This is a genomic window from Tenacibaculum litoreum, assembly GCF_964513915.1.
In the GTDB taxonomy this organism is placed as follows: Bacteria; Bacteroidota; Bacteroidia; order Flavobacteriales; family Flavobacteriaceae; genus Polaribacter; species Polaribacter litoreum.
Genome location: NZ_CAZEQS010000002.1, coordinates 22,388 through 46,902, shown reverse-complemented (window position 1 = coordinate 46,902; position 24,515 = coordinate 22,388). Strand labels below are relative to the sequence as shown.

28 protein-coding genes are annotated in these 24,515 nt (G+C 31.6%); 12 read left to right on the top strand and 16 right to left on the bottom strand.

All coding sequences use genetic code 11. From position 1 onward, the window contains the following. The first annotated feature begins 1 nt into the window (after position 1). Together ACKTTR_RS01370 and bioB are read left to right on the top strand one after the other, a co-directional pair. Positions 2-1,435 carry a flotillin family protein gene (locus tag ACKTTR_RS01370; protein WP_408026176.1) on the top strand — a complete coding sequence of 478 codons (1,434 nt, stop codon included), beginning with the start codon at positions 2-4 and terminating at the stop codon, positions 1,433-1,435. A 65-nt stretch (positions 1,436-1,500) separates the two neighbouring features. Next, a complete protein-coding gene (gene bioB / locus ACKTTR_RS01365) occupies positions 1,501-2,598 on the top strand; it encodes a biotin synthase BioB (RefSeq protein WP_408026175.1) in 1,098 nt (365 codons plus the stop codon). Between the two features lie 37 nt (positions 2,599-2,635). Here the strand turns inward: bioB and ACKTTR_RS01360 are convergent, their stop codons facing one another. The 4 genes from ACKTTR_RS01360 to ACKTTR_RS01345 all read right to left on the bottom strand — a co-directional run bounded on the left by ACKTTR_RS01360 (position 2,636) and on the right by ACKTTR_RS01345 (position 5,908). Continuing rightward, entirely contained in the window at positions 2,636-3,217 is a 582-nt protein-coding gene (locus ACKTTR_RS01360; RefSeq protein ID WP_408026174.1) for a class I SAM-dependent methyltransferase, read from the bottom strand. Between the two features lie 135 nt (positions 3,218-3,352). After that, complete coding sequence (locus ACKTTR_RS01355) at positions 3,353-3,940, bottom strand: porin family protein (RefSeq protein ID WP_408026173.1); 588 nt, start codon at positions 3,938-3,940, stop codon at positions 3,353-3,355. A 24-nt stretch (positions 3,941-3,964) separates the two neighbouring features. Beyond that, on the bottom strand, positions 3,965-4,738 hold the full coding sequence (locus ACKTTR_RS01350) for a membrane metalloprotease (RefSeq protein ID WP_408026172.1): 774 nt from the start codon (positions 4,736-4,738) through the stop codon (positions 3,965-3,967). A gap of 117 nt (positions 4,739-4,855) precedes the next feature. Further along, complete coding sequence (locus ACKTTR_RS01345) at positions 4,856-5,908, bottom strand: hypothetical protein (protein ID WP_408026171.1); 1,053 nt, start codon at positions 5,906-5,908, stop codon at positions 4,856-4,858. Positions 5,909-6,036: 128 nt separating this feature from the next. On the opposite strand from ACKTTR_RS01345, the gene ACKTTR_RS01340 reads away from it, so the two are divergent. From ACKTTR_RS01340 to ACKTTR_RS01325, 4 genes are all read left to right on the top strand, one after another. Then, positions 6,037-6,546 (top strand): RNA polymerase sigma factor, encoded by a 510-nt coding sequence (locus ACKTTR_RS01340; RefSeq protein ID WP_408026170.1) that lies wholly within the window; start codon positions 6,037-6,039, stop codon positions 6,544-6,546. 49 nt (positions 6,547-6,595) lie between these two features. Then, complete coding sequence (locus ACKTTR_RS01335; RefSeq protein WP_408026169.1) at positions 6,596-7,507, top strand: FecR family protein; 912 nt, start codon at positions 6,596-6,598, stop codon at positions 7,505-7,507. Beyond that, complete coding sequence (locus tag ACKTTR_RS01330) at positions 7,497-10,025, top strand: TonB-dependent receptor (protein ID WP_408026168.1); 2,529 nt, start codon at positions 7,497-7,499, stop codon at positions 10,023-10,025. The genes ACKTTR_RS01335 and ACKTTR_RS01330 overlap by 11 nt, the downstream gene beginning before the upstream one ends. 94 nt (positions 10,026-10,119) lie before the next feature. Beyond that, on the top strand, positions 10,120-10,992 hold the full coding sequence (locus ACKTTR_RS01325; RefSeq protein WP_408026167.1) for a cupin-like domain-containing protein: 873 nt from the start codon (positions 10,120-10,122) through the stop codon (positions 10,990-10,992). Positions 10,993-11,024: 32 nt separating this feature from the next. Here ACKTTR_RS01325 and ACKTTR_RS01320 read toward each other — a convergent pair whose 3' ends face one another. From ACKTTR_RS01320 to panB, 6 genes are read right to left on the bottom strand one after another with little or no spacing between them, the layout of a single operon-like run. Next, positions 11,025-11,387 (bottom strand): hypothetical protein, encoded by a 363-nt coding sequence (locus tag ACKTTR_RS01320; RefSeq protein ID WP_408026166.1) that lies wholly within the window; start codon positions 11,385-11,387, stop codon positions 11,025-11,027. A gap of 24 nt (positions 11,388-11,411) precedes the next feature. Then, entirely contained in the window at positions 11,412-11,681 is a 270-nt protein-coding gene (locus tag ACKTTR_RS01315; RefSeq protein ID WP_121148530.1) for a TM2 domain-containing protein, read from the bottom strand. 34 nt (positions 11,682-11,715) lie between these two features. Next, positions 11,716-12,108, bottom strand: coding sequence for a VOC family protein (locus tag ACKTTR_RS01310; protein WP_408026165.1), 393 nt, complete (start codon positions 12,106-12,108; stop codon positions 11,716-11,718). A gap of 1 nt (position 12,109) precedes the next feature. Further along, positions 12,110-12,568: a DUF1801 domain-containing protein gene (locus ACKTTR_RS01305; protein ID WP_408026164.1), complete on the bottom strand. Its 459-nt coding sequence runs from the start codon at positions 12,566-12,568 to the stop codon at positions 12,110-12,112. A 24-nt stretch (positions 12,569-12,592) separates the two neighbouring features. Next, complete coding sequence (locus ACKTTR_RS01300) at positions 12,593-13,531, bottom strand: 2-hydroxyacid dehydrogenase (protein ID WP_408026163.1); 939 nt, start codon at positions 13,529-13,531, stop codon at positions 12,593-12,595. 53 nt (positions 13,532-13,584) lie between these two features. After that, positions 13,585-14,403 carry a 3-methyl-2-oxobutanoate hydroxymethyltransferase gene (gene panB / locus ACKTTR_RS01295; RefSeq protein ID WP_274640859.1) on the bottom strand — a complete coding sequence of 273 codons (819 nt, stop codon included), beginning with the start codon at positions 14,401-14,403 and terminating at the stop codon, positions 13,585-13,587. 166 nt (positions 14,404-14,569) lie between these two features. On the opposite strand from panB, the gene ACKTTR_RS01290 reads away from it, so the two are divergent. The 5 genes from ACKTTR_RS01290 (at position 14,570) to ACKTTR_RS01270 (ending at position 17,576) form a co-directional block, all read left to right on the top strand. Continuing rightward, complete coding sequence (locus tag ACKTTR_RS01290) at positions 14,570-15,043, top strand: nuclear transport factor 2 family protein (RefSeq protein WP_408026162.1); 474 nt, start codon at positions 14,570-14,572, stop codon at positions 15,041-15,043. 4 nt (positions 15,044-15,047) lie between these two features. Then, entirely contained in the window at positions 15,048-15,968 is a 921-nt protein-coding gene (locus tag ACKTTR_RS01285; protein ID WP_408026161.1) for a TolB family protein, read from the top strand. 15 nt (positions 15,969-15,983) lie between these two features. Then, positions 15,984-16,556, top strand: coding sequence for a sigma-70 family RNA polymerase sigma factor (locus tag ACKTTR_RS01280; protein WP_408026160.1), 573 nt, complete (start codon positions 15,984-15,986; stop codon positions 16,554-16,556). A 7-nt stretch (positions 16,557-16,563) separates the two neighbouring features. Continuing rightward, a complete protein-coding gene (locus tag ACKTTR_RS01275; RefSeq protein ID WP_408026159.1) occupies positions 16,564-16,824 on the top strand; it encodes a hypothetical protein in 261 nt (86 codons plus the stop codon). A 110-nt stretch (positions 16,825-16,934) separates the two neighbouring features. Next, positions 16,935-17,576, top strand: coding sequence for an O-methyltransferase (locus ACKTTR_RS01270; RefSeq protein WP_408026158.1), 642 nt, complete (start codon positions 16,935-16,937; stop codon positions 17,574-17,576). 56 nt (positions 17,577-17,632) lie between these two features. Here the strand turns inward: ACKTTR_RS01270 and ACKTTR_RS01265 are convergent, their stop codons facing one another. Continuing rightward, positions 17,633-18,751: a histidine decarboxylase gene (locus ACKTTR_RS01265; RefSeq protein WP_408026157.1), complete on the bottom strand. Its 1,119-nt coding sequence runs from the start codon at positions 18,749-18,751 to the stop codon at positions 17,633-17,635. Between the two features lie 165 nt (positions 18,752-18,916). Between ACKTTR_RS01265 and ACKTTR_RS01260 the strand changes: the two genes are divergently transcribed. Further along, the gene (locus tag ACKTTR_RS01260) at positions 18,917-19,381 is read left to right on the top strand and encodes an Lrp/AsnC family transcriptional regulator (protein ID WP_408026156.1); all 465 of its coding nucleotides are present in this window, start codon (positions 18,917-18,919) and stop codon (positions 19,379-19,381) included. A 29-nt stretch (positions 19,382-19,410) separates the two neighbouring features. On the opposite strand, the gene ACKTTR_RS01255 is transcribed toward ACKTTR_RS01260, so the two are convergent. From ACKTTR_RS01255 to kbl, 5 genes are all read right to left on the bottom strand, one after another. Beyond that, positions 19,411-19,692 (bottom strand): Sec-independent protein translocase subunit TatA/TatB, encoded by a 282-nt coding sequence (locus ACKTTR_RS01255; RefSeq protein WP_125069124.1) that lies wholly within the window; start codon positions 19,690-19,692, stop codon positions 19,411-19,413. 98 nt (positions 19,693-19,790) lie between these two features. Then, positions 19,791-20,084 (bottom strand): FoF1 ATP synthase subunit delta/epsilon, encoded by a 294-nt coding sequence (locus tag ACKTTR_RS01250; protein WP_125343190.1) that lies wholly within the window; start codon positions 20,082-20,084, stop codon positions 19,791-19,793. Between the two features lie 44 nt (positions 20,085-20,128). Continuing rightward, positions 20,129-21,640: a F0F1 ATP synthase subunit beta gene (gene atpD, locus ACKTTR_RS01245; RefSeq protein WP_408026155.1), complete on the bottom strand. Its 1,512-nt coding sequence runs from the start codon at positions 21,638-21,640 to the stop codon at positions 20,129-20,131. 169 nt (positions 21,641-21,809) lie between these two features. Further along, positions 21,810-23,165, bottom strand: a complete 1,356-nt coding sequence (locus ACKTTR_RS01240; RefSeq protein WP_408026154.1) for an OmpA family protein — start codon at positions 23,163-23,165, stop codon at positions 21,810-21,812. Positions 23,166-23,284: 119 nt separating this feature from the next. Next, a complete protein-coding gene (gene kbl, locus ACKTTR_RS01235) occupies positions 23,285-24,478 on the bottom strand; it encodes a glycine C-acetyltransferase (protein ID WP_408026153.1) in 1,194 nt (397 codons plus the stop codon). Positions 24,479-24,515: the final 37 nt, after the last annotated feature.

Sequence of the window (24,515 nt, the reverse complement as noted above, 5' to 3'; positions counted from 1 at the left end):
TATGTTAAAATTTACATTATTACAAATTGATGGCTTTGGGTTTGCAGGCCCTATTGGACTTGTTATTGCCATTCTATTTATTTTTATCTTACTAATAACTTTAATAAAACGCTATAAAAGGTGTCCTTCTGACAGAATCTTAGTTGTATATGGTAAAGTTGGTGGCGGACAATCTGCTAAATGTATTCATGGTGGGGCTGCATTTATCTTTCCTGTAATTCAAGATTATGAGTTTTTAGACTTAACTCCTATTTCTATTGAAGTAAATTTGGTAAATGCGCTTTCTAAACAAAATATTCGTGTAAATGTTCCTTCTCGCTTTACTATTGGGGTTTCTACAGAACCTGGAGTAATGCAAAATGCTGCTGAGCGTTTACTAGGTTTAGCTATGAATGATGTTCAGGAACTAGCTAAAGAAATTATTTTTGGTCAACTACGTTTAGTGGTTGCTTCAATGGATATTGAAGAAATTAACTCTGATAGAGATAAATTTTTAACTAACATATCACAAAGTGTAGAATCAGAATTAAAAAAGGTTGGTTTAAAATTAATTAACGTAAACATTACTGATATTGTTGACGAATCAGGATATATCGAAGCATTAGGTAAAGAAGCTGCTGCTCATGCAATCAACGCCGCTCGTAAATCTGTGGCTGAGAAAAATAGAGATGGTTCTATTGGTGAAGCAAATGCTGTACAAGATGAGAGAACTCAAGTAGCTGCCGCTAATGCACAAGCTGTAGACGGAGAAAACACTGCAAAAATTGCTGTTGCAAACTCTGACTCATTACGTCGTCAAAGAGAAGCAGAGGCTGAAAGAGTAGCTATTGCTTCTGAAAAAGTACAATCAGCAAAAGCTTTAGAAGAATCATATGCTGCTGAGAAAGAAGCTGAAATTGCCAGAGCTGAAAGAGAACGTTCTTCTCAAATGGCAGATGTAATTGTCCCTGCTGAAATTGATAAACGAAAAGTAGAAATTGACGCAGAAGCGGAAGCAGAAAGAATTCGTAGAAAAGCTAAAGGAGAGGCAGATGCTATTTTATTCAAAGCACAGGCAGAAGCTCAAGGTTTATATGAAGTATTAACCAAACAAGCAGCTGGTTTAGACCAAATAGTTCAAGCTGCTGGTAACGACTCTCAAAACGCTGCTTTATTATTAATTGCTGATAAATTACCAGAATTAGTAAAACTACAATCTGAAGCTATTAAAAATATTAAGATTGATAAAGTTACTGTATGGGAAAACGGTGGAGGAAAAGATGGAAAAACCTCAACTTCAAACTTTATTTCTGGGATGTATAATGCGGTACCGCCATTACAGGAAATGTTTAATATGGCAGGTATGCAACTGCCCGATTATTTAAAGGGCAAAGAGCTTCCTAATGATGGCTCAAAAATGATTGAAGAAGGCGATTCTCCTTCCGAAGAAAAATAAGACTCATAAAATTCCGCTTTCGAAGCGGAATTTTTTATTTTTACCACCACAAACAACTCGAATTTATGACTGAAATTAGACACGATTGGACGAAAGAGGAAATTCTAGAAGTATACAATAAGCCTTTAATGGAGCTTTTGTACGAAGCTTCAACTATGCATAGAAAATACCACGACCCAAACACAGTACAAGTAAGTACATTAATTTCTATAAAAACTGGTGGATGTTCTGAAGACTGTGGATATTGTCCGCAGGCAGCACGTTATCACACCAATGTTGAAGGAAATGATTTGATGACTGTAAACCAAGTTAAGGCACAAGCTTTACGTGCAAAAGAAGGTGGTTCATCAAGAGTTTGTATGGGAGCAGCATGGAGAAATGTAAAAGACGGACCAGAATTTGACCAAGTGTTAGAAATGGTACGTTCTATTAATAAACTAGATATGGAAGTGTGCTGTACCTTAGGTATGGTTACCGAAAACCAAGCAAAACGTTTAGCAGAAGCTGGTTTGTATGCTTATAACCATAATATTGATACTTCAGAAGATTATTACGACGATGTAATTTCTACACGTGCTTTTAAAGATAGAGTAGACACTATTGAAAATGTACGTAAAACAAATGTAACTGTTTGTTCTGGAGGGATTATCGGTATGGGAGAGTCATTAGAAGACAGAGCTGGAATGTTAGAAACCTTAACTCGCTTCTCTCCACACCCTGAATCTGTACCTATCAATGCATTAGTTGCTGTTGAAGGAACTCCGTTAGAAGAGCAACCTCCAGTAAACATTTTTGAAATGGTTCGTATGGTAGCTACTGCTCGTATTGTATTACCAGACTCACAAGTACGTTTATCAGCAGGTAGAACGCAAATGAGTAGAGAAGGTCAAGCAATGTGTTTCTTTGCAGGAGCTAACTCAATTTTTGCGGGAGATAAATTGTTGACTACTCCAAATCCTGATATTAACGAAGACATGAAAATGTTTGAAGATTTAGGTTTAAATACGCAGAAGCCTTTCTTTAAGCATGAACAAAGAGAGTCTGTTGAAGCAGAAAACTCTCAATACCAATCGTTAGGTGAAAAACCAAAATGGACAAGACCAGATCATAAAATTGAGCGTAACGAACAAAAAAAGCAAGAGGCTAAAGAAATAAGAGCCTAATCTTAAATAAAAAATAACCGTCAAATTAATTTGACGGTTATTTTTTTATCATTTTCACAAACAACTCCATACCTTTTCTACCTTTTGATGAGTTATAACAAGGCTCTATACTCCCTGTAAAATAGGGTATGAAGTAATCCTCATATTCTTGTTTACTACCTCCAAAAGGAGGGTGATCTTCATTTAATTTAGCATCAAATAACAATCCAACTAATTTTCCTTTTTCAGCAAGTAATTCATGTGTTTTTTGTGCATACTCTAGTCGAAATTCAGGATTGATAGCGCAGAAAAAAGTTTGTTCTATAATTAATTCAAAAACATTTTCTAATTTAAAAAAATCAGCGTGAATTAAATTTTCCTTCGGGAAGCTAGGAACTCTGTTTTGAATTCTTTTTAAAGGTTCTTTGGCAATATCAACTACAAAAACATTCTTAAATCCTTTATTAAATAAATACTCCGCTTCGTATGAGTTCCCTCCACCAGGTATTAAAATTCGAAGATTTTTATCTTCTAATTGATCAAAATACTCTTTTAATGGACTAGATATTTTTCCTAAATCCCATCCTGTTTTGTTATTTAAGTACTTATTGTTCCAAAATGTTTCTGACAACTCTATCATTTCTTCTTACTTTCATTTTCACAAATTTAGAAATAATGTTTTATGCTTATTTATTTAACTACTGTTAAAAAGAATGCCTTGTTATTAAAGAGCTTAATATCAAAAAAAAGCGATGTATAAAACACCGCTTTTTTATTAGAAGTCAAACCCTATATAAAACTGCCAGACTCTATTTTTGGGTTTATCTTCATCATAAATATCATTTAAACCTAGATGGTACCTTACTCCTAAACTTACTCCACTATTTGTTTTAAAACCTCCACCAAAATTCAATCCCCAATCAAAATTTCTAGGATCAAACTCTTTTGAGGTATCATACAGAATAAAGCCACTATCAAAAGTTTCTTTATGTGCTATTGAAAGTCCTATTTGAGGTCCTGTCTCTAAAAAAAAGTTTTCAGAAGGGTATAGTTTTACCATTAAAGGAAGATTTATATAATCTAACTCTTGCTTATAAGTACCACTTCCATCTATAATTTTATATCCTTGTTGTGAATACAGTAATTCCAATTGAAGTGAAACATTATTTCCTATAAATGACTCTCCATAAAAACCTATATGGAAACCATGTAGCTGTTCTGTTTCAGAGTCTCCATTAAAACTCACTGCAGACAAGTTATATCCTCCTTTAATACCAGCTTTGGACTTTTTACTACTATCTTGTGCAACTATAGATGCACTAATCATTGTTATAAATAATATTACTAACTGAATTTTTTTCATTTCTTATCGATTTAATTTTACAACCTACCTTCCACCATTAGCCTGTAAATCTGCTATACATTGGCTATCTAGTGTTGGAATTTGATTTGATGAGAATAAGTTCCCAATACCTTGACTAGTCTCTGCTGCCCAATACATTAAACAACTTTCTTCGTTACAATGTTTTGGATGATCTGCATCTTCATGGTCTGTCTGCAAAGGAGTTCCTAAATTTGTAAGTCCTAAAATATGTCCGAATTCATGATGAATTACACTAGATTCTAATAAACTTCTTTCTGGTTCAAATGTACCATTACTTAGTTCTCTAATAGTTTCTTCAAAAATCACAAATGACGTGTTATAATATGCGGTACCTAAAACAAAAGAAGAATCGGAATCTTTTGAAGATTTACCATTTACAAACAATGCCCAAACCGCTATGGTATTTTGTGTATTATAATAAGTTCTATACTGATTTTCAATAGCTACAATATCGTTAATTGTATATACTTCTTTTCCAGTATCAGGTATTAGTTTCGTATATAACTCTACTCCGTTTGATTTAAAAGTTCTTTCTTCAATAAAGCTTTTAAAATTATTCTTTGCTTCTTCTGTAGGCTCAAAACCTTCAATATAAGCTAGCTCAACAATCATTTTTTTATAGATGTTATTTGATAATAAATCATTTGCTGATGCTCCTGTAGGCTTTCTGTTCTCTTTTACAGCCTCAGCACTATCATTAATTATTGATTCACTTTCTGTTGAGCATGCCCAAAACAAAACACTGAACAATAAAACTATAAAAAACTCTTTTCTCATTATTATTCCTTTACCTTACTTACGTAATTTTAGTGTCATTGGTTTTTAAAACTTTAGGCTACTACTAGAGTAGCCATAAAGTTCCAAAATCAACTAACTTAAAAAATATTTAATTCTTTATATCTTTTTAAATGTTAATGTTACTGAAGTATCTATTTTACTTTGTAATGTTAGTAAAGTACTTGTATAAGTAGTTACAACCCATTCATTATTTAAAGCGCTTACAGCTGTTCCGGTTCCAAACTGAACTTCTAAAAGGACTCTTGTATCTGACTCTACATCATATTCTCCTTCAATGTTTTCTAAAGTTGTGCTTACAATATTTCTTGCTATTAATTTTCCATCATTAGTAAACTCTATAGTATATGCAGCATATTCTTCAGCTTTTTCCACTCCTGCCTCAATAAAGCTTTCTACCTTAAATTTAGCTTTACTTATAATGGTTTCTAATTCGTCAGCTGCTTCTTCTGCTGCTTCCTCCTCCTCTTCATAAGAAGTACACTCTTCAACAGCATCTTCAAATTCAGAATCACTATTAATTTCCACAAAACTACCATTGCTTAGAGTTACAATTATTGGATACTTCACAGAGAATAACTCATTTGAATCTAAATTATCCACAAAGTTGTACAACTGCTTCTCTGATTCAATTACAACAGTACCCGTTTGCTCTAAGTTAATATCATAGGTTAGCATTGATATTGGAAATTCTATTTTTGCACAAGAGATAGCGTCTTCCATTTCATCTGATGCTTCATCACATTTTCTATTTAATTCTTCCAATTCTGTTTGTGAAGTAATAGTTACTTCTGTATAGTTATTTAACTTTACTGTTATTGGGAAATTAAAAACTACTGTATCATCATCATCATTAAACTCATCCATTATTTCAAGAACTAAACTATAGTCTAGTTCATTTATAATAGTTACTTCTTTACCATTTACAATTGCTGTCACTGGAAACAATAACTCAGCACATGAATTTCCATCTAAAAAATCATCTTCTGATCCATCGTTCATACCTGTTCTTTTATACTTCTTTGCCGTTTCAGAAGTTGGGGTATTTGCATTTGGATTTGTACCTACTTGTTCATTTTCTTCTGATTGACATGAAGTAAAAATTGTCAAAGTAGCTAATGCAAGTATGGTTATTAATTTTATCGTTTTCATCTTAATAAATTTTAATTTTTTAAACATTTGTTTTTTGAGCTCTTTCTGTCCTTTAGAAAACTATAAATCGTTTTACCCTACCTTTGTTTTCGATTTTTTTTCTATTTTAACTCTATAAAAGCATTCATATGACTAAAAAATCACTGTGTAATGAGGAAGACTTTAACGAGTTTTATAAAACTAATATTCAATTCGTTACCAACTTCTCATCTTATAAATCTAATGATAAAGATACTGCCCTAGATTTAATACAAGAAGCTTTTTTAAAAATGTGGGAAAAATGTTCAGAAATATCATATGAAAAAGCAAAATCGTACTTATTTACCAGTGTAAACAACCTTTTTTTAAACAAATTAAAGCATGAAAAAGTTGTTTTAAACTATGCTAAAAACTCTCCTTATTTGGATATAAATAATCAAAGTCCAGAATATTTATTAGAAGAAGAAGAATTTAAAAACAAATTAAAAAATGCTATCGAAAATTTAACAGAGGCTGAACGAGAGGTATTTTTAATGAATAGAATAGACGGTAAAAAATATCGAGAAATTGCTGAGTTACTAAATATCTCGCAAAAAGCCGTTGAAAAAAGGATGTCTTCAGCATTAAAAAAATTGAGATCAAAAATAGAATTATTGTAAGGGTAGGGAAATTTACTTCTTTATTGTCTAAAAGTTAGTTAAGCACAAAATGAAAGATGAACAATACATATTAAAATGGTTAAATGGAGAAATCTCCGATGAAGAACTGTCTCTATTAAAGCAAGATAAAAACTTTAAAAATCTTGAAAAAATAGCGCATTACTCTTCTCACATAGAAACTCCTAAAGTGGATATTGAAAAGGCTTTTAAAGAGTTTGAATTGAAAAAAGCTACTACTAAAAAAAGCAAGGTCGTTCCATTAAACTACAAGAACTTTTATAAATATGCTGCCGCAGTTATTGTTTTACTAGTTTCTTCTTATTTCTTACTTTTCAATAATTCAGTAAACTTTAGTACGCAATATGCAGAAACAAAAACCTTTAACTTACCAGACGAATCTGAAGTGATTTTAAATGCAAATTCTAATGTATCTTTCAACAAAAAGGATTGGAAAAACAGTAGAGACATACAACTTAAAGGAGAAGCTTTTTTTAAAGTCAAAAAAGGAAAATCTTTTACCGTAAATACTTCTGTTGGAAAAGTTACTGTTTTGGGAACCCAATTTAACGTTAAAGAAAGAAAGAATTATTTTGAAGTAAAAACCTACGAAGGTTTAGTTAGTGTGAACTACAACAACTCACTAATTAAATTAGCTAAGGGAAAAAGATTTAAGGTTATAAATGGTAAAATTGACACTTTAAATACTTTTAATATTAATAATAAATCTTGGTTACAAGATGAGTCTAATTTTAAAAGTACTCCTTTACAATTTGTGCTAGACGATTTACAAAACCAATATGGTTATGTTATAAAAACTAAGGATGTTAATTTAGAACAACTTTATACTGGTGGTTTTACCCATAAAGACATAAATGTAGCTTTGCAAGCAATTACAATTCCTTTACAGTTATCATATAAAATAGAAGAAAAAAGAATTACTATTTACAAGAATGGTCAATAAAAAAACTACTTTTTTATTTCTCTTCCTATTTTCCTTTGCTATCAAAGCACAGGACATTATTACCAAAACTTTACTGAAAGATGTCTTAATTGAAATTGAAAAAAAGCATCAGGTAACTTTTACTTATTCCGATAAGGATTTAGAAAATGTATACATTACCAAGCCTGATGATAGCTTATCATTATCTGAAACTATAAACTACTTAGAGTCTGTTACCATCTTTAATTTTAAAATTTTAGATAATCGGTTTATTACTGTATCATACTTGGAAAAGAAAATTCCTGTTTGTGGAACGATAGTAGACAGTAACACACTTGAACCATTAGTTTTAGCTACTATCTTAGTTAATAATACTAGTAATGGAGCTACATCTAATAATAACGGTGAATTTAATATCAACTCAGTTCCTGCAAATGCAAATATTTCTATTTCTTACGTTGGATACAAACCTATTATACTACCTGCCAAAGATTTATTCTCTCAAAACTTGTGTAAAGAAATACATCTAGAAAGTTTGTCAGAAGAGTTATCAGAAGTAATTATTCCTAACTTTTTAACTACTGGTCTTCAAAAAAACATTGATGGAAGTACCGTTTTAAAAACTAAAAAATTTGGAATTCTTCCAGGTTTAATAGAGCCTGACATTTTAAAAACAATTAAAGTACTTCCTGGTGTAGAAAGTGTGAATGAAAGCGTATCAAACATTAATGTGCGAGGTGGAACAAACGATCAAAACTTAATTCTTTGGGATGGAATTAAGATGTACCATACGAGTCATTTTTTTGGTTTAATTTCTGCATATAACCCATATTTAACAGAAAAAGCTACAGTTATCAAAAATGGCACTAGTACAAAGTTTAGCGATGGTGTTTCCAGTACCGTCAACATGCAAACCAACAACAAAATTACTAACACATTCTCTGGAGGAGCTGGTTTTAATTTGCTAAGTGCAGACGCTTTTTTACAGGCTCCTATAACTAAAAAGCTCGAAATTCATGCCTCAGCTAGAAGATCTTATACCGATTTTTTTGACACCCCAACCTATGACAAATATTTTAGTAGAAGCTTTCAAGAAAACTCTATAGCTTCCAATAAAGAAAATGAAGCCTCTACTGATTTCTATTTCTATGATTACTCTTTTAAAGTATTATATGACATCAATAAAAATCATTCATTAAGAGCTAATTTAATAAGTATAAAAAACAACTTAGAATACACAGAAGAATATACAAACAATGGTTCAACAGTAGAAGAAAACAGTAATTTAAAACAAGAGAATCTTGGAGCTAATATTAGTTGGAATGCCAATTGGTCGCCCAAATTTTCTACAGAACTCTCTACTTTTATTTCTGATTATAAAATAAATTCATCAGACTTTAATAGAGAGACTGATCAATTTCAAACTCAATTCAACAATGTTTTAGAATCTGAAATTAGGTTTATTGCTAATCATCATTTTTCAGATGTTTTTCAACTTACAAACGGTGCTGTTTTTAATGAAATAGGTGTTGCCAACAAAACAACTGTTAATGCTCCTACATTTTCTAAATCTGTAAAAGACGTTTTACTTAAATCTGCTCTTTTTTCTGAAGTAGTTTATCGTAAAAATAACACTTATGCTAGAGTAGGTTTTCGTGCTAATTATTTTCACGATTTTAATAAACTTATCATAGAACCAAGGATTAACTTAAGACAACAACTTTATAATAGTCTATTTTTAAAATTAGAAGGAGAGTTTAAAAACCAAACAACTGCACAGAAGATAGATTTTCAAGATAACTTTTTAGGTATAGAAAAAAGAAGGTGGGTTTTGGCCGACAATGATAAAACGCCTATTATTAAAAGTAAGCAAGTATCTTTTGGAGCAGAGTATTCAAAAAACAACCTACAAATAGAACTTACTGGTTTTTATAAGTTTGTTAATGGTATTACTGTTGCCAATCAAGGTTTTTATAACAATGTCCAAACACTAAATTCTATAGGAGACTACAAGGTAAAAGGTGTTGAATTTTTAATTAATAAAAAAACTAAAAAACTTAGCAGTTGGTTAAGTTATACCTTTGCTGAAAATAATTATACATTTAAAACTTTTACACCTGATACTTTTCCTAGTAGTTTAGATATTACACACTCTTTTAGTAGTGCTATTAACTATAACATTACCAACAATGTTAAGCTCTCTTTAGGTGCTATTTTACGTTCAGGCACACCATATACAAAACCTGTTAAAGACAATGAGACCATTCAAGATGGTAATAGAATTATTGTAAACTATGATACTCCAAACAAAGAAAGACACCCTAATTTCTTCAGAATTAATGTTTCTGGAAGCTATAACTTTAATCTTACAAAAAATTTAAGATCAACTATAAGAGTTGGTTTCACTAATATTAGCAACAGAAAAAATATTATAAACACCTATTATGTTGTTGATGAAAACAACACTGATAATGCTAAGGAGATAAATACTTACTCATTACCCTTTACACCAAATATTAGTTTCAGAGTTAATTTTTAAAATCCACTCATGGTTTGGCTTAATTTTTAACATTGTTAACTCAAAAAAACATCATAACATTTTCTTAACTTTGCTTCTCGAAAAAATTGAATGTATGGGATTACAGTTGCAACAAATAGACAGAGTAGAAACCATTACTAAAGAAGACTTTATTAAAAAATACTTCAAACCTCAAAAACCTGTAGTTATTGAGCGTTTTATTGAAGATTGGCCGGCTTATAACAAGTGGTCTCTGGAATATATGAAAGAAGTAGCAGGCGATAAAACAGTTCCGTTATATGATGATAGGCCTGTAGATTATAAGGATGGTTTTAATGAGCCTCATGCAACCATGAAAATGAGTGAATATGTAGATTTACTAAAACGTGAGCCTACTAAGTTCAGGATTTTCTTATGGAATATTTTAAAAGAAGTTCCTCAGTTACAAAAAGATTTTACTTTTCCTGATTTTGGTTTGCGTTTAATGAAAGGATTACCAATGCTATTCTTTGGAGGTCGCGATTCTTATACATTTATGCATTATGATATTGATTTAGCTAATATTTTTCACTTTCATTTTGAAGGGAAAAAGAGATGTATTTTATTTGACCAAAAGCAAAATAAATTCTTATATAAAATCCCTCATTCGTTAATTACTCGTGAAGACATTGATTTTAACGATCCTGATTTTGAAAAATGGCCTGCGCTAAAAAATGCAAAAGGTCATATTGCAGAGCTTGAACACGGTAATGTATTGTATATGCCCGAAGGATATTGGCATTATATGCGTTATGTAACTCCTGGTTTTTCAATGAGTTTGCGTGCTATTGCTCGTAATCCTAAAAACTTAGGAAAAGCTGTCTATAATGTATTTATTATGCGTACGGTAGATAATTTTATGCGTCGTATTAAAGGTCAAAAGTGGATTGACTGGAAAAATGAACAAGCTATAGTTAGAACAAATAAAGCAAATAATATTGCATCATAAAAAAAGCGCCTATTGGCGCTTTTCTTTTATCCTTATTTTCCAAAGAGTCTTTGAAAAAAAATTTTAGTTTTGGTTTTAGTTTCTTGAAATTCTTCGTTAGCATCTTCTGCAAAATCGGCAATATGTTCACTCGCCTCTCCTGCCACTTCTGAAGCTTTTTCAGTGATATTCTCTAACACTTCTTCGGCTTCATTAGTTAATTCGTTTGCTTTTTCCTTAGCTTTTTGAATTGATTCATCGGAAATAATTTCTTCAACTTTTTCTTTTACATCTTCTACTATATCTACCAAGTGTTCACCTGTTTCTCCAGCCAACTCACTAGCTTTTTCTGTTATGTTATCCATAACTTCCTTAGCTTTATTTAAGTTATCCTTTGTGTTTTTATCGTTAGACATAGTATAAATATTAAAAAAGAATGTTTAGAACCAACCCTTTTGGTTTACTTGATAAGTTTCTATAAACTCTTCGTCAGATTTTGTTAAATAGATGATTCCTTCAATAAAAGGAATAATTCCTGCTAATCCACAAGTTATAAAAGTAGCTACAATTTGTATGATTCCTTCTTTAGTATAACCTAAAATAAACTTATGTATTCCTATCGAACCTATTAAAATTGCTAAAATACCTGCTAACACACGTTTACTTTCTTGATTAGGAACAGTATTCCCGTTTTCATCAATTACATTCATTTTTTTATTTTTTATTTATTAGACGGTGCTAAATTTATAAAAAAGCTTCGTCTTTTGGCTCCCATAACTCAATTTTATTTCCGTCTAAATCTACAATCCACCCAAACTTTCCATAATCGTACTCTTCTATTTTATCAATCACAGTAACTCCTTTTTCTTTCAACTCTTCTAATAACTCTACTAAATTTTCAACTCGATAGTTAAACATAAAATCTTTTTTAGAGGGTTCAAAGTAGTTAGTATCATTACTAAACGGGCTCCATTGTGTTGAAGCTTTTTTACCTTCATTGTCTTTCCACCAAAATGTACAACCCCAATCGTCTGTATTAAAACCTAAATTACTTTTATACCAATCTTTTGTTGCTTTAGGGTCTTCAGTTTTAAAAAAGATTCCTCCTATACCTATTACTTTACCTTTTTTCTTCATTTTATTTCTTTTTTACGACTGATTCATAAATAGAAATCCATTCATCTACAGTCATTTTTGTACATAATTCTGAAATTAATTCGTACGGAATATCATCCAGCTTTTTAAAACGAATGCAGCTTTTCCCCATATCTAGTTTCCTTTTTGAATATTTAGGATATTCTGCTACAAACCAATCATGCAACTCTTTTTTGGCATAAATTCCACTATGATATAGATTTATTGAGTTTTTTTGTGAGGCAAGATTCAAGAAAGGAAGTGGTAATTTTGGATCACAATGATAACCTTCGGGGTATTTTGAATGTGGAACATAATACCCAATCATATTATAATTGATTCCTTCTTCAAAACCTCGAGGTAAGGTTTCTTTGATAATTTTACAAAGCTTTTGTAAAACTTCTTGTCGTTCTTCAGGAACTTGAGAAATATATTCTTCTACTGTTGATGCTTCATATTTCATGTTATATGAATTTGAAGCATCAAGTTAGCAAAATTTTTCTTTAATTTTATCTACAATAGTTTGCGCTAGCTTTTCTTTACTTTCTATGGTCCAACCTGCAACATGAGGAGAAAGCAACACATTTTCTGCTTTTATTAAATACTGAAATGCCTCGGGCATTTCTTGATTTGTAAATAGGTTTTCAAACGATTTTTTTTCATACTCCAATACATCTAATCCAGCTCCTAAAACTTTTCCTGATTGTAAGGCTACTACTAGATCTTTTGTAACTACTGATTTTCCTCGAGCTGTATTTAACAACCAAAATGGTTTTGAAAAACTATTGATAAAATCTAAATTAACCATATTCATTGTCAGTTCTGTTTGTGGAGTATGTAAACTTAAAACATCAGCTCTTTTTTGAAGTTCTTCTAAAGAAACTTGTGTACAGTTTTCATCACCAGCATTCGATTTAATATCGTAACAAATTACTTCAACATCAAATCCACGTAGTTTTTTTGCAAAGGCTTTCCCCATATTTCCATAGCCAATGATTCCTACAGTTTTCCCATCCAACTCTATACCTCTGTTTTCTTCTCGTAACCATCTACCTTCTCGTACCTCTTTATCTGCTTTATTAAGTTTGTTAAATAAAGAAAGTAACATTCCTAACGTATGTTCTCCAACTGCATTTCTATTACCTTCTGGTGCTGAAATTAAATGTACTCCTTTTTCTTCAGCATAATCACAATCAATATTTTCTAAACCTGCTCCAACACGTCCTATAAACTTAAGGTTTGTTGCTTTATCTAAAAACTGTTTATCAATCGTAAATCGACTACGAATAATAACTCCATCGTACAAATGAATTTTAGCTTTAATTTCTGATTTTGAAGAGGTATAATCCTCATGATTTTCAAAACCTAAATTCTTTAGTTGATTTATTAAGAGAGAGTGATTAGTGTCTAAATGAAGTATTTTCATTTTAAAAATATGGTCTTAAACAAAAAAGTCTCCCAAAAAGGAAGACTTTTATATTAATATTGTTCTTCTTCGTTTGGAAAGTCTTGACTTTTTACATCAGCAATATACTGTTCAAATGCATTTGTCATTCCAGTATATAAATCTAAGTATCTACGTAAAAAACGAGGGTTGAACTCATGCGTCATTCCTAACATATCGTGAGTTACCAATACTTGTCCATCTACACCTGCTCCTGCTCCAATTCCTATAACTGGAATCGTTAAAGCTTCAGCAACTTTTTGTGCTAACTTTGCTGGAACTTTTTCTAATACAATAGCAAAACATCCTAGTTTTTCTAACATTAAAGCATCTTTCATTAACTTTTCTGCTTCTTCTTCCTCTTTTGCTCTTACTGTGTAAGTTCCGAACTTATAAATGGATTGAGGTGTTAATCCTAAATGTCCCATCACAGGGATACCTGCATTTAAAATTCGTTTGATAGAGTCTTTTATCTCTTTACCTCCTTCTAATTTTATTGAGTGCGCTCCACTTTCTTTCATGATTCGAATAGCTGAGCGTAATGCCTCTTTAGGATCTGATTGATAACTACCAAAAGGTAAGTCTACAACTACTAGACAACGATCAATTCCTCTTACTACAGAACTAGCATGATATATCATTTGATCTAATGTAATAGGTAATGTAGTTTCATGACCAGCCATTACATTTGATGCTGAATCTCCCACTAAAATTACATCTATTCCTGCACCATCAACAATTTTTGCCATGGTATAGTCGTAAGCTGTAAGCATTGAGATTTTCTCTCCATTGGCTTTCATTTCAACAAGAGATTTAGTGGTTATTCTTTTATATTGTTTTTTTGCTACTGACATTTCTTTTGTTTTATGGATTGTAAAAATACATAATTATTCAATGGTTTTATTTATTCTAGACTTATAAGCATTTTGTTTTTCACTTTTTTAGCCTAGTTAATCTTCTGTTAATTAAACTTTATCCGCTTATTTTTTTAATAGTTTTACCTTGCCAAACTAAACTAACATGCAAAAAATATTTACTTTATTAATCGTTTTTGTTCTTACAACAGTTGTAAGTGCTCAAGAAAACTCAGAAAAAAAAGCTATAAAAAAAACCATTGAAACTTTTTTTGATGGATTGCATAAAGGTGACAGCACACTAGTAAGTTCTACACTTAATTCTACAATTAAAATTCAAACTACCTTTACAAATAAAGAGGGTAAAAATGTTTTGATTACCGAAAGTAGAGTCAAACTACTTACCAATATTGCTAATAAAAAACCTGAGCATACTTATTTAGAAAAACTGGTATCGTGGGATATAAAAATTGATGGTAACTTGGCTTCTGTTTGGACACCTTATGAGTTTTACCTAAACGAAAAGTTTAGTCATTGTGGAGCAAATTCTTTTCAGCTTTTCAATAATAATGGAAAATGGGAGATCATATACTTAGTTGATATGAGACGTAGGAATAATTGTAAAGTTCTTAAACAATAGTCTTATGAAAAAAGTTGGATTTCTTTTTTTGTTTATTTCTTGCTTTGGTTTTGCACAAAAGTCTGAATTATTCTTACCTCAGTTATTTAATGGGTTACCTAATGTTAGGGATTTTTCAATGAATAAAAATCAAAATGAGTTTTATTTTACTGTTGAAAGTTATTTAAAAGAGTACTCTTTTATTGCTTATTCAAAAAAAGTTAATGGAAAATGGCTAGAACCTAAAGTTGCTAGTTTTTCTGGTCAATATAAAGACTTGGAACCTTTTTTATCTCCTGATGGGCTGAAACTTTTCTTTGCTTCTAATAGAAAAAACAATGACTCTGGAGAAGTGAAAAAAGATATGGATATTTGGTATGTAACACGGAAGTCTTTTTCTCATGATTGGTCTGAACCTATAAATATCGGTTCAATAATCAATACTTCTGCCAATGAATTCTACCCTTCAGTTACAGATAAAGGAGATTTATTTTTTACAGCAGAATATGAAAACTCTAAGGGTAAAGAAGATATTTATGTAAGTAGACTTATTAATGGTGTTTACACCAAACCTGTTTCTCTTGGTTCCGGAATAAACTCTGAGAAATATGAGTTTAATGCTTTCGTAGCACCAGACGAAAGTTTTATAATTTTTACCTCATATGGTAGAAAAGATGATTTAGGAAGAGGAGATCTGTACATTAGTAAAAAAGGGAGTAATAATGAATGGTTACCCGCGGAGCATTTAACAAATCTTAATTCAAAAAAACTAGACTACTGTCCTTTTGTAGATCTTACAAATAATAAAATTTACTATACAACTAGTAAAAGTAAAATCTCAAATAAATTAAATAAAAAGAAGAACCTTAAAGAAATAATTGACTTTATTAAAAATAATCCTAATGGGTTAAGTAGAGTTTACATTACCCATTTCACCAAAAAATAACTTATCTTTGATTTAATGAATCTAACAAATCTTTCAAATACTTTATCTCCTGATAAATGGGTAGACAATTATGCTGATTACCTGTTTAATTATGCTGTTGTACGTGTAAACAACTCAAATGTTGCTAAAGATTTAGTACAGGAAACTTTTTTTGCTGGATTAAAATCTGCAAAAAATTTTGAAGGAAAGTCTACAGAACGAACATGGTTAGTTTCAATTTTAAAAAGAAAAATAATAGATTACTATCGAAAAATAAACTCAAAGAAAGGGCAAGCTGAAGTACGAATGAGTTTTTATGACAGCGGTGAAAACGAAGGTAGCTGGATTGAAGAACGAGTACCGCAAACTTGGGGTAACGATGCTGATAAAGATATTGAAAATGAAGAATTAAAAAATCAGTTAGACGAGTGCATTGATAATCTCCCAGAAAAATACGCTATGGTTTTCAAAATGAAAACCATACAACAGTTTGAAACTGAAGATATTTGTAAGGAGCTAAATATTTCTCCGTCAAACCTATGGGTTATCATTCATAGAGCAAGAACACAATTAAGAGGCTGTATGGAAAAAAACTGGTTTAATAAGTAAAAATATAATGTTCAAATTTTTTAAAATTACATGTGATGAGGCGACAACCATTTGCGACAAAAGTCAATATGGAGAGGCTTCAGTATATGAGAAGTTACAACTTAATTGGCATTTGTTCGTTTGTAAAGTATGTGCTTTATACTCTAAACAAAACAAAAGAATGTCACAAATTTTGAAAGTAAAAACTAATAACTGTAATAAAGATAAAGCTTGTTTGTCAAGCAAAGACAAGGAAGAATTAAAAGAACAATTAAGTAAACTTAATTAGACAATTTTGGTTTTTTAAAAACCATTTTTTGATTTTTTGTTAGATTGAAACGGAATTTATTATAGTGATAAATTCCGTTTTTTTAATTTTGCGCATTAAAAACAACCCACATGCACTTTTTACCTGAAGAATTAGATAATTATGTTGTTAAACATTCTCAAGCCGAACCGAAAATACTACAAGAACTAAGTAGAGAAACTTGGCAAAAGGTGTTAAATCCTCGTATGTTAAGTGGAGCCTTTCAAGGGAGGGTTTTATCAATGATTTCAAAACTAATTCAACCTAAATCAATTTTAGAGATAGGTACATACACTGGGTATTCTGCTTTATGTTTAGCAGAAGGGTTATCTAAAGACGGTATGCTTTATACAATTGATAAAAATGAAGAATTAGAGGAGCTTCAACATAAATATTTTCAAAAATCTGACTATAAAAACCAAATAACACAATATGTTGGTAACGCTTTAGATATTATTCCTTCTATTGATTCTAAATTTGATCTAGTATTTATAGATGCGGACAAATCTAATTATGTGAATTATTTTCACTTAATTATTGAAAAAATGAATAAAGGAGGGGTTATTTTATCTGATAATGTCTTATGGAGTGGAAAAGTTATTGAAGAGCTAGATCCTAAGGATATTGACACTAAAATTCTTTTAGAGTATAATAGGCTTTTAAATGAAGATGATCGCTTAGAAACCGTGTTACTACCCATACGAGACGGCTTAACTATTAGTAGAGTTTTATAGAATTAAAAAAGCAACCTTAATAGGCTGCTTTTTGTTTTTATAACTATGAAAAAGGTTTAATTATGAGTTAATCTTTCTGCAATAAACAACTCCTTTGTGTAGTCTTCAATAAATGCATCTATTTGACATTTTTCTATCCCTGGAACACAAATAATGTGAGCCATATCGTTTTCTGAAGCCAATTGGTATTTCTTACACAAAGCATTAGATGGTTTTTCTAACACCACTGTAAGTGCTTCATTATTCCTCCATGCCTTAATTCCTATCTCTCTTAATCTCATCTCAGTATATGCCGCAAGTTCTTGTGATTTTCTTGCTCTAGCTATCAACCCTTCTTTTCCGTACTTTTCTATAAAAGCCCATAAAAGTAGAGGTGTTAATCCATTTCTTGAACCTGTAATCGTGGTATCTAAGGTCCCTACATACGAAACCGAATTTACGATTCTATTTCTATGTTTACGTTTTGCTAAAACTATTCCACATGGTATCGGTCCTCCAATAAACTTATGTCCAGATATAGAAATACTATCAATTCCCTCAGCAAAATCAAACTTTGGTTTAGGGTCGACAAAAGGAGCAATACACCCTAGAAACGCTGCGTCACAATGAATATAATAATCTTTAATGGCATACTTTTTAATAATTCCTTTAATTTTATCTAAATCATCTACTGCTTCGGTCATTGTTGTACCTATGTTTAAAAAGAAAATTGCTGGCTTATCTCTATGAAGTGTTATAAGACTTTCTAAATCATCATAATCAATCTCTCCATTGTCTTGGCTCCTTACTACAATATTTTTTAAGTTTAGTAAGTGTAAGTTCTTTTTAACACTATAATGTGTAGATTCACTATAATATACTACTGGATTATTAAAGCTTTCTCTTGCTAAATACAAACCATAAAGGTTACCTTCTGTACCTCCGTTGGTAACATATCCCCATACATCATTAGTTGAAGAGGATAATATGTCTGCAAAAAAGCTAATAACTTCCCTTTCTACATCTTTAGTATCTATTGATAAGGTTGAAGGAGATTCTGGGTCACCTACATTATTAATACATAAATTTAAAAAAGGCGCAAATTCACTGTAGTTAAAATCTTTAGCTAAAGGATAACCTAAAAAGTTAGATGAAGCCTCACTTATTCTATCATAAATTTCTTTTATTCTACTCATATCTACCTAGTTTAAACATTATTAAATTACTTAACAAATATACTTTTAAAGAACAAAAAACTATTTAACACATTCAAATAAAGAAAAAACAACTATTTTTAAAAATTAAACAGAAATAAAACCTGTTTACAATATTGAAAATATTTTAAAACAGAAAAACTTACCATGGATCAGTTAGATAATGTAGACAAAAAACTATTGGAAGAATTACAAAAGGACTGTAAACAATCTATAAAACAACTAGCAAGTAAAGTAAACCTTTCTATTACTCCAACTCATGAGCGAATAAAAAAAATGGAAGTAAGTGGAATTATAGATAAGTATGTTGCTTTATTAAACTTAGAAACTATTGATAAAAGTTTGATAGTGTATTGCCAAGTAACTCTTGTTAAGCATCAAGAAACTGCTTTTAAAGAGTTTGAAGATTATATGTCTAAAATAGATGAAATAGTAGAAGTATCTTATATAGCTGGAGTCTACGATTTTTTATTGAAAATTGTTTTAAAAGACATGAATGAATATCAGGATTTTGTATTAAAGAAATTATCACAATTAGAAGTTATTTCTAACATTCAAAGTTCTTTTGTCATGAAACAGGTAAAAAACACTACAAAAATAAAAATGGTGTAGTTTGCAAACTACACCATTTTTATTTTTTCTTAACGGTTCCTTTTTATAGGACCAGTGAAATCGTCAATATTGTCTTTTACTTCGTTTACTTCCTTATTAATATCTCTTACAAAATCTGTATCTATACCTTGCTTTTTTGCACTATCATTAATCTCTTTTTTAATATCATTCGTCGCATCCTTAATTTGACGCATACCTTTCCCTAGTCCTCTTGCTATTTCTGGAATTTTATCTGCTCCAAATAACATGACAACTATTAACAAGATTACAAAAATCTCAGGACCTCCAATAAATAAAAATGTTCCATTCATCACTGCAAAGATAATTAAATTCAATCTGGTATTCTTTACTGAACAAAAAAAAGCCAAACAATATTTGTTTGGCTTTTAATTTTTATGATTAAAGCGTCTTAATCTGCAAGAATAATTGCTTTATTGTCTTTCATTTCTATAGTTCCAGACTTAATTTTTAAAGTTAAAACTTTATCATCTTCTGGTAACCTTTCAATACTTCCATGTAAATCATCAAAAACTAAATGATCTTGAGTATGTACATGTACTTTTACTCTTCCTTCATTTAAAACAGATACCACTGGTGCGTGATTATTTAACATTTGGAATTCTCCATTTACACCTGGTACTACTACAGAATCAACTTCTGATGAAAACAAGATAGCTTCTGGTGTTACAATTTCTAAATACATATTTTAATGCTTTAGGGCTTTAAGCTATTGCTTAAGGCAATTAATTATGCTTCTGCTAACATTTTCTCTCCAGCATCAATTGCTTCTTGAATTGACCCTTTTAAGTTGAATGCTGCTTCAGGATACTTATCTAATTCACCATCCATAATCATGTTAAATCCTTTGATAGTATCTTTAATATCTACTAGTACACCTGGAATTCCTGTAAATTGCTCTGCTACGTGGAATGGTTGAGATAAGAAACGTTGTACACGACGTGCTCTGTGAACTACTAACTTATCTTCCTCAGATAATTCTTCCATACCTAAGATCGCAATAATATCTTGTAGTTCTTTATAACGTTGTAAAATTTCTTTTACTCTTTGTGCACAGTTATAGTGCTCATCTCCTAAAATATCAGCAGTTAAAATTCTTGATGTAGAATCTAATGGATCTACCGCTGGGTAAATACCTAACTCTGCAATTTTACGAGACAATACTGTAGTAGCATCTAAGTGAGCAAACGTTGTTGCTGGTGCTGGATCCGTTAAATCATCCGCAGGTACATAAACCGCTTGTACAGATGTAATAGATCCTTTCTTAGTAGAAGTAATACGCTCTTGCATTGCTCCCATCTCTGTTGCTAATGTTGGTTGGTATCCTACCGCTGATGGCATACGACCTAATAAAGCCGATACCTCTGAACCTGCTTGTGTAAAACGGAAGATATTATCTACGAAGAATAATACATCTTTTCCTTGTGCTTCACCTGCTCCATCACGGAAATATTCAGCAATTGTTAATCCAGATAAAGCTACACGAGCACGTGCTCCTGGTGGCTCATTCATCTGACCGAATACGAAAGTTGCTTTAGAATCTCTCATTCCTGGCTTATCAACTTTAGATAAATCCCATCCTCCGTCTTCCATAGAATGCATGAAATCATCACCATATTTGATAATTCCAGATTCTAACATCTCACGTAATAAATCATTTCCTTCACGAGTTCTTTCACCTACACCTGCGAATACAGATAAACCTCCGTGTCCTTTTGCGATGTTGTTAATTAACTCCTGAATTAATACTGTTTTTCCTACTCCTGCTCCTCCAAACAATCCAATTTTACCTCCTTTTGCATAAGGCTCAATTAAATCGATTACTTTAATTCCTGTAAATAGTACTTCGGTAGAAGTTGATAATTCTTCAAATTTTGGTGCTTGACGGTGAATTGGTAAACCAGCATCACCTTCTTTAGGTAAATCTCCTAATCCATCAATAGCATCACCTGTTACATTAAATAAACGACCGTAGATATCATTACCTATTGGCATTTGAATTGGGTTACCTGTAGCAAATACTTCTTGCCCTCTTTGTAAACCATCAGTTGCATCCATAGAAATGGTACGAACTGTATCTTCACCAATGTGTTGTTGAACTTCTAAAACTAAAGTTGAACCGTCTGCTTTTTTAATTTCTAACGAATCATAAATCTTTGGTAATTCAGCATTTTCTGTATTAAACTCAACATCGATTACTGGACCAATAATTTGAGAAACTTTACCTGTTATTGTAGACATTACTATATGTAATTAAAGTTATTTTATTTACTATATGAGTTTTAACTCATTTTTTCAAGGTGCAAAGGTAATTTTTTTAGTGGAATTTAAAAAACCTTTCGTAGTATTTTTCCATAAAAAAAAGCCTCACATTTGTGAGGCCTTTATTGATCTTATAATTGTAATTAAATTACTTTACTAATTTAATCTCAACACGTCTGTTTTCAGCTCTACCAGCTCTTGTTTTGTTATCAGCAATTGGGTAGTCTTCACCAAATCCAGCAGAAGTTAATCTTTTTGAATCGATTCCTCCTTTAGTGATTAAGTAATCTAAAACAGCTTTAGCTCTTTTTTCAGATAATCTTTGGTTTAAAGTGTTAGATCCTGAACTATCAGTGTGACCTTGAATGCTAAAGTTAGCTTTAGGGTACTCCTTCATAATTCCTGCGATTAAATCTAATTTACCAGTAACTCCTGTTCTGAATGAAGTCTTACCTGAGTTAAAGTAGATAGCTCTTGCGAACTCATTTAATTTCTTAACAGCTTCTTCTTTGATTACTACTTCAGGACATCCGTTGTTAGATGCTACACCTGCTTCGTTTGGACACTTATCGTCTTTGTCTAATACTCCGTCTCCGTCAGTATCTGGCCAAGGACATCCGTTGTTAGCAGCTGGACCAGCTTCGTTTGGACACTTATCTTTTCCGTCTACAACACCGTCTCCATCAGCATCAGGACAACCGTTGTTAGCTTTAGTTCCTTTTTCAGTTGGACAAGCATCATCTTTATCAGCGATACCATCTCCATCAGCATCAGGACAACCATTTAAAGCAGCTAAACCTGCAACTTCTGGACATGCATCGTCAGAATCTTTGATTCCGTCTCCGTCAGTATCAGGACATCCGTTGAATTCTTTTAAACCTGCAACTTCTGGACAAGCATCGTCCTTGTCATATACTCCGTCTCCGTCAGTATCTTTTCCTCCGAACTTAAATACTAAACCAATTGAGTGTTGGAAGTGATCTCTAACTTTATCAGCAAATTCTTTCTTTCCACCTGTTTGGAAGTTTAAACCTAAGTTATCGTTAAACCAAACGTTGAATCCAGCACCAGCATTTAACATACCTTCTCCTTCATCAGCTAATGAAGTATAACCTCCACCAACGTATACATAAGGATCCCACCAACCAGTGTTACCAAATAAATTGTTTAAGTCATACTTTACGTTAGCATCAATAGCCCAGTAAAGCTCATCCATATCATCTTCAGTACGGAAAGTCTCAATCTTGTTTAACGACCCTGCTAATTGTAATGTAAATCCATCGTTTAAGTATCTATCAACAGTTACTCTTGAAATTGATGGTAAGATATTCCAGTCACTAGTACCGATATAATCTTTAGCATAATCTCCAAAATCTGAAGGGATCCTAACGTCTACTGCGTTAACCCCGAAACCAACCGCCCAAGGGTTGTCTGAATCCTGTGCGCTAACGTTTACTGCGGCAAACGCAAATAAAGCCATCACAGCTAATTTTAATTGTTTCATTATTAAAAATTTAAATTAAAAGTTCGTTTATATATTACGCAAATGTAAGTTGTTCAAACTTATTTACAAAAACAAATCTACAAAAACTTACAATAAATGCAAGTTTTTGACCGACTATTTTATATCACTTTCAACTCTTTCCCAACCTTGATAAATGCGTTTATTGCCTTATCTAAATGCTCTTTTTCATGAGCTGCTGATAACTGTACTCGAATTCTTGCTTGCTCTTTTGGAACTACTGGATAGAAAAACCCAATCACATAAATACCTTCTTCTAACAATCTATTTGCCATTATTTGTGACAATTTAGCATCGTACAACATTACAGGTACAATCGCTGCATCAGCTCCTACTAAATCAAATCCTGCTTTTTCCATTTCCTTACGGAAATAGTTGGTATTCCACTCTAATTTATCTCTTAAAGTTGTGTCATTTGATAACAAATCAAACACTTTTAAAGATGCTCCTACAATGGCTGGTGCTAATGAGTTTGAGAACAAATATGGACGAGAGCGTTGACGTAAAATCTCAATAATTTCTTTCTTTCCTGTAGTATATCCTCCCATGGCTCCACCAAGTGCTTTACCTAAGGTTCCTGTAACAATATCAACACGATCCATTACATTTTTTAACTCTACAGTTCCGCGTCCAGTTTTCCCAATAAATCCAGCAGCATGACATTCATCTACCATTACCATAGCATCGTACTTATCAGCTAAATCACAAATCTCATCTAACTTCGCTACGATTCCGTCCATAGAAAAAACACCATCGGTTACAATAATTTTAAAACGATGTCCTTGTTTATTCGCTTCGATTAACTGTTCTTCTAAAGAAGCCATATCATTGTTATTATAACGATAACGTGCTGCCTTACACAAACGAACTCCGTCAATGATAGATGCGTGATTTAAACTATCAGAAATAATCGCATCTTCTTTAGTTAATAAAGGTTCGAAAACACCACCATTTGCATCAAAAGCTGCTGCATATAATATAGTATCTTCTGTAGTATAAAAATCTGCAATCTTTTTTTCTAATTGCTTATGAATATCTTGCGTACCACAGATAAAACGTACAGATGACATTCCAAACCCATGCGTATCCATTGTATCTTTTGCTGCTTGAATTACTTCAGGGTGATTAGATAACCCTAAGTAATTGTTTGCACAAAAGTTAATTACCTCTTCTCCTGTAGAAATTTTAATAACTGCATCTTGTGATGAAGTAATGATACGTTCTGATTTATACAATCCAGCATCTTTAATATCCTGAATTTCCTGTTGTAATTGTTCTTTTATTTTCCCGTACATAAGTTATGTTTGAAAGTTGTTTGCTATAAAAGGTCAA

Excerpts from the sequence above, each read along its gene's own strand:
- ACKTTR_RS01305 (WP_408026164.1), bottom strand. The coding sequence starts at position 12,568 with ATGAAATATGAAGCATCAACAGTAGAAGAATATATTTCTCAAGTTCCT.
- ACKTTR_RS01345 (WP_408026171.1), bottom strand. The coding sequence starts at position 5,908 with ATGAAAACGATAAAATTAATAACCATACTTGCATTAGCTACTTTGACA.
- ACKTTR_RS01285 (WP_408026161.1), top strand. The coding sequence starts at position 15,048 with ATGAAAAAAGTTGGATTTCTTTTTTTGTTTATTTCTTGCTTTGGTTTT.
- ACKTTR_RS01300 (WP_408026163.1), bottom strand. The coding sequence starts at position 13,531 with ATGAAAATACTTCATTTAGACACTAATCACTCTCTCTTAATAAATCAA.
- ACKTTR_RS01330 (WP_408026168.1), top strand. The coding sequence starts at position 7,497 with ATGGTCAATAAAAAAACTACTTTTTTATTTCTCTTCCTATTTTCCTTT.
- ACKTTR_RS01325 (WP_408026167.1), top strand. The coding sequence starts at position 10,120 with ATGGGATTACAGTTGCAACAAATAGACAGAGTAGAAACCATTACTAAA.
- ACKTTR_RS01270 (WP_408026158.1), top strand. The coding sequence starts at position 16,935 with ATGCACTTTTTACCTGAAGAATTAGATAATTATGTTGTTAAACATTCT.
- ACKTTR_RS01280 (WP_408026160.1), top strand. The coding sequence starts at position 15,984 with ATGAATCTAACAAATCTTTCAAATACTTTATCTCCTGATAAATGGGTA.
- ACKTTR_RS01255 (WP_125069124.1), bottom strand. The coding sequence starts at position 19,692 with ATGAATGGAACATTTTTATTTATTGGAGGTCCTGAGATTTTTGTAATC.
- ACKTTR_RS01315 (WP_121148530.1), bottom strand. The coding sequence starts at position 11,681 with ATGAATGTAATTGATGAAAACGGGAATACTGTTCCTAATCAAGAAAGT.
- ACKTTR_RS01260 (WP_408026156.1), top strand. The coding sequence starts at position 18,917 with ATGGATCAGTTAGATAATGTAGACAAAAAACTATTGGAAGAATTACAA.
- panB (WP_274640859.1), bottom strand. The coding sequence starts at position 14,403 with ATGTCAGTAGCAAAAAAACAATATAAAAGAATAACCACTAAATCTCTT.
- ACKTTR_RS01290 (WP_408026162.1), top strand. The coding sequence starts at position 14,570 with ATGCAAAAAATATTTACTTTATTAATCGTTTTTGTTCTTACAACAGTT.
- ACKTTR_RS01320 (WP_408026166.1), bottom strand. The coding sequence starts at position 11,387 with ATGTCTAACGATAAAAACACAAAGGATAACTTAAATAAAGCTAAGGAA.
- ACKTTR_RS01335 (WP_408026169.1), top strand. The coding sequence starts at position 6,596 with ATGAAAGATGAACAATACATATTAAAATGGTTAAATGGAGAAATCTCC.
- ACKTTR_RS01310 (WP_408026165.1), bottom strand. The coding sequence starts at position 12,108 with ATGAAGAAAAAAGGTAAAGTAATAGGTATAGGAGGAATCTTTTTTAAA.
- atpD (WP_408026155.1), bottom strand. The coding sequence starts at position 21,640 with ATGTCTACAATAACAGGTAAAGTTTCTCAAATTATTGGTCCAGTAATC.
- ACKTTR_RS01355 (WP_408026173.1), bottom strand. The coding sequence starts at position 3,940 with ATGAAAAAAATTCAGTTAGTAATATTATTTATAACAATGATTAGTGCA.
- ACKTTR_RS01350 (WP_408026172.1), bottom strand. The coding sequence starts at position 4,738 with ATGAGAAAAGAGTTTTTTATAGTTTTATTGTTCAGTGTTTTGTTTTGG.
- ACKTTR_RS01360 (WP_408026174.1), bottom strand. The coding sequence starts at position 3,217 with ATGATAGAGTTGTCAGAAACATTTTGGAACAATAAGTACTTAAATAAC.
- ACKTTR_RS01275 (WP_408026159.1), top strand. The coding sequence starts at position 16,564 with ATGTTCAAATTTTTTAAAATTACATGTGATGAGGCGACAACCATTTGC.
- ACKTTR_RS01250 (WP_125343190.1), bottom strand. The coding sequence starts at position 20,084 with ATGTATTTAGAAATTGTAACACCAGAAGCTATCTTGTTTTCATCAGAA.
- ACKTTR_RS01240 (WP_408026154.1), bottom strand. The coding sequence starts at position 23,165 with ATGAAACAATTAAAATTAGCTGTGATGGCTTTATTTGCGTTTGCCGCA.
- bioB (WP_408026175.1), top strand. The coding sequence starts at position 1,501 with ATGACTGAAATTAGACACGATTGGACGAAAGAGGAAATTCTAGAAGTA.
- kbl (WP_408026153.1), bottom strand. The coding sequence starts at position 24,478 with ATGTACGGGAAAATAAAAGAACAATTACAACAGGAAATTCAGGATATT.
- ACKTTR_RS01340 (WP_408026170.1), top strand. The coding sequence starts at position 6,037 with ATGACTAAAAAATCACTGTGTAATGAGGAAGACTTTAACGAGTTTTAT.
- ACKTTR_RS01265 (WP_408026157.1), bottom strand. The coding sequence starts at position 18,751 with ATGAGTAGAATAAAAGAAATTTATGATAGAATAAGTGAGGCTTCATCT.
- ACKTTR_RS01370 (WP_408026176.1), top strand. The coding sequence starts at position 2 with ATGTTAAAATTTACATTATTACAAATTGATGGCTTTGGGTTTGCAGGC.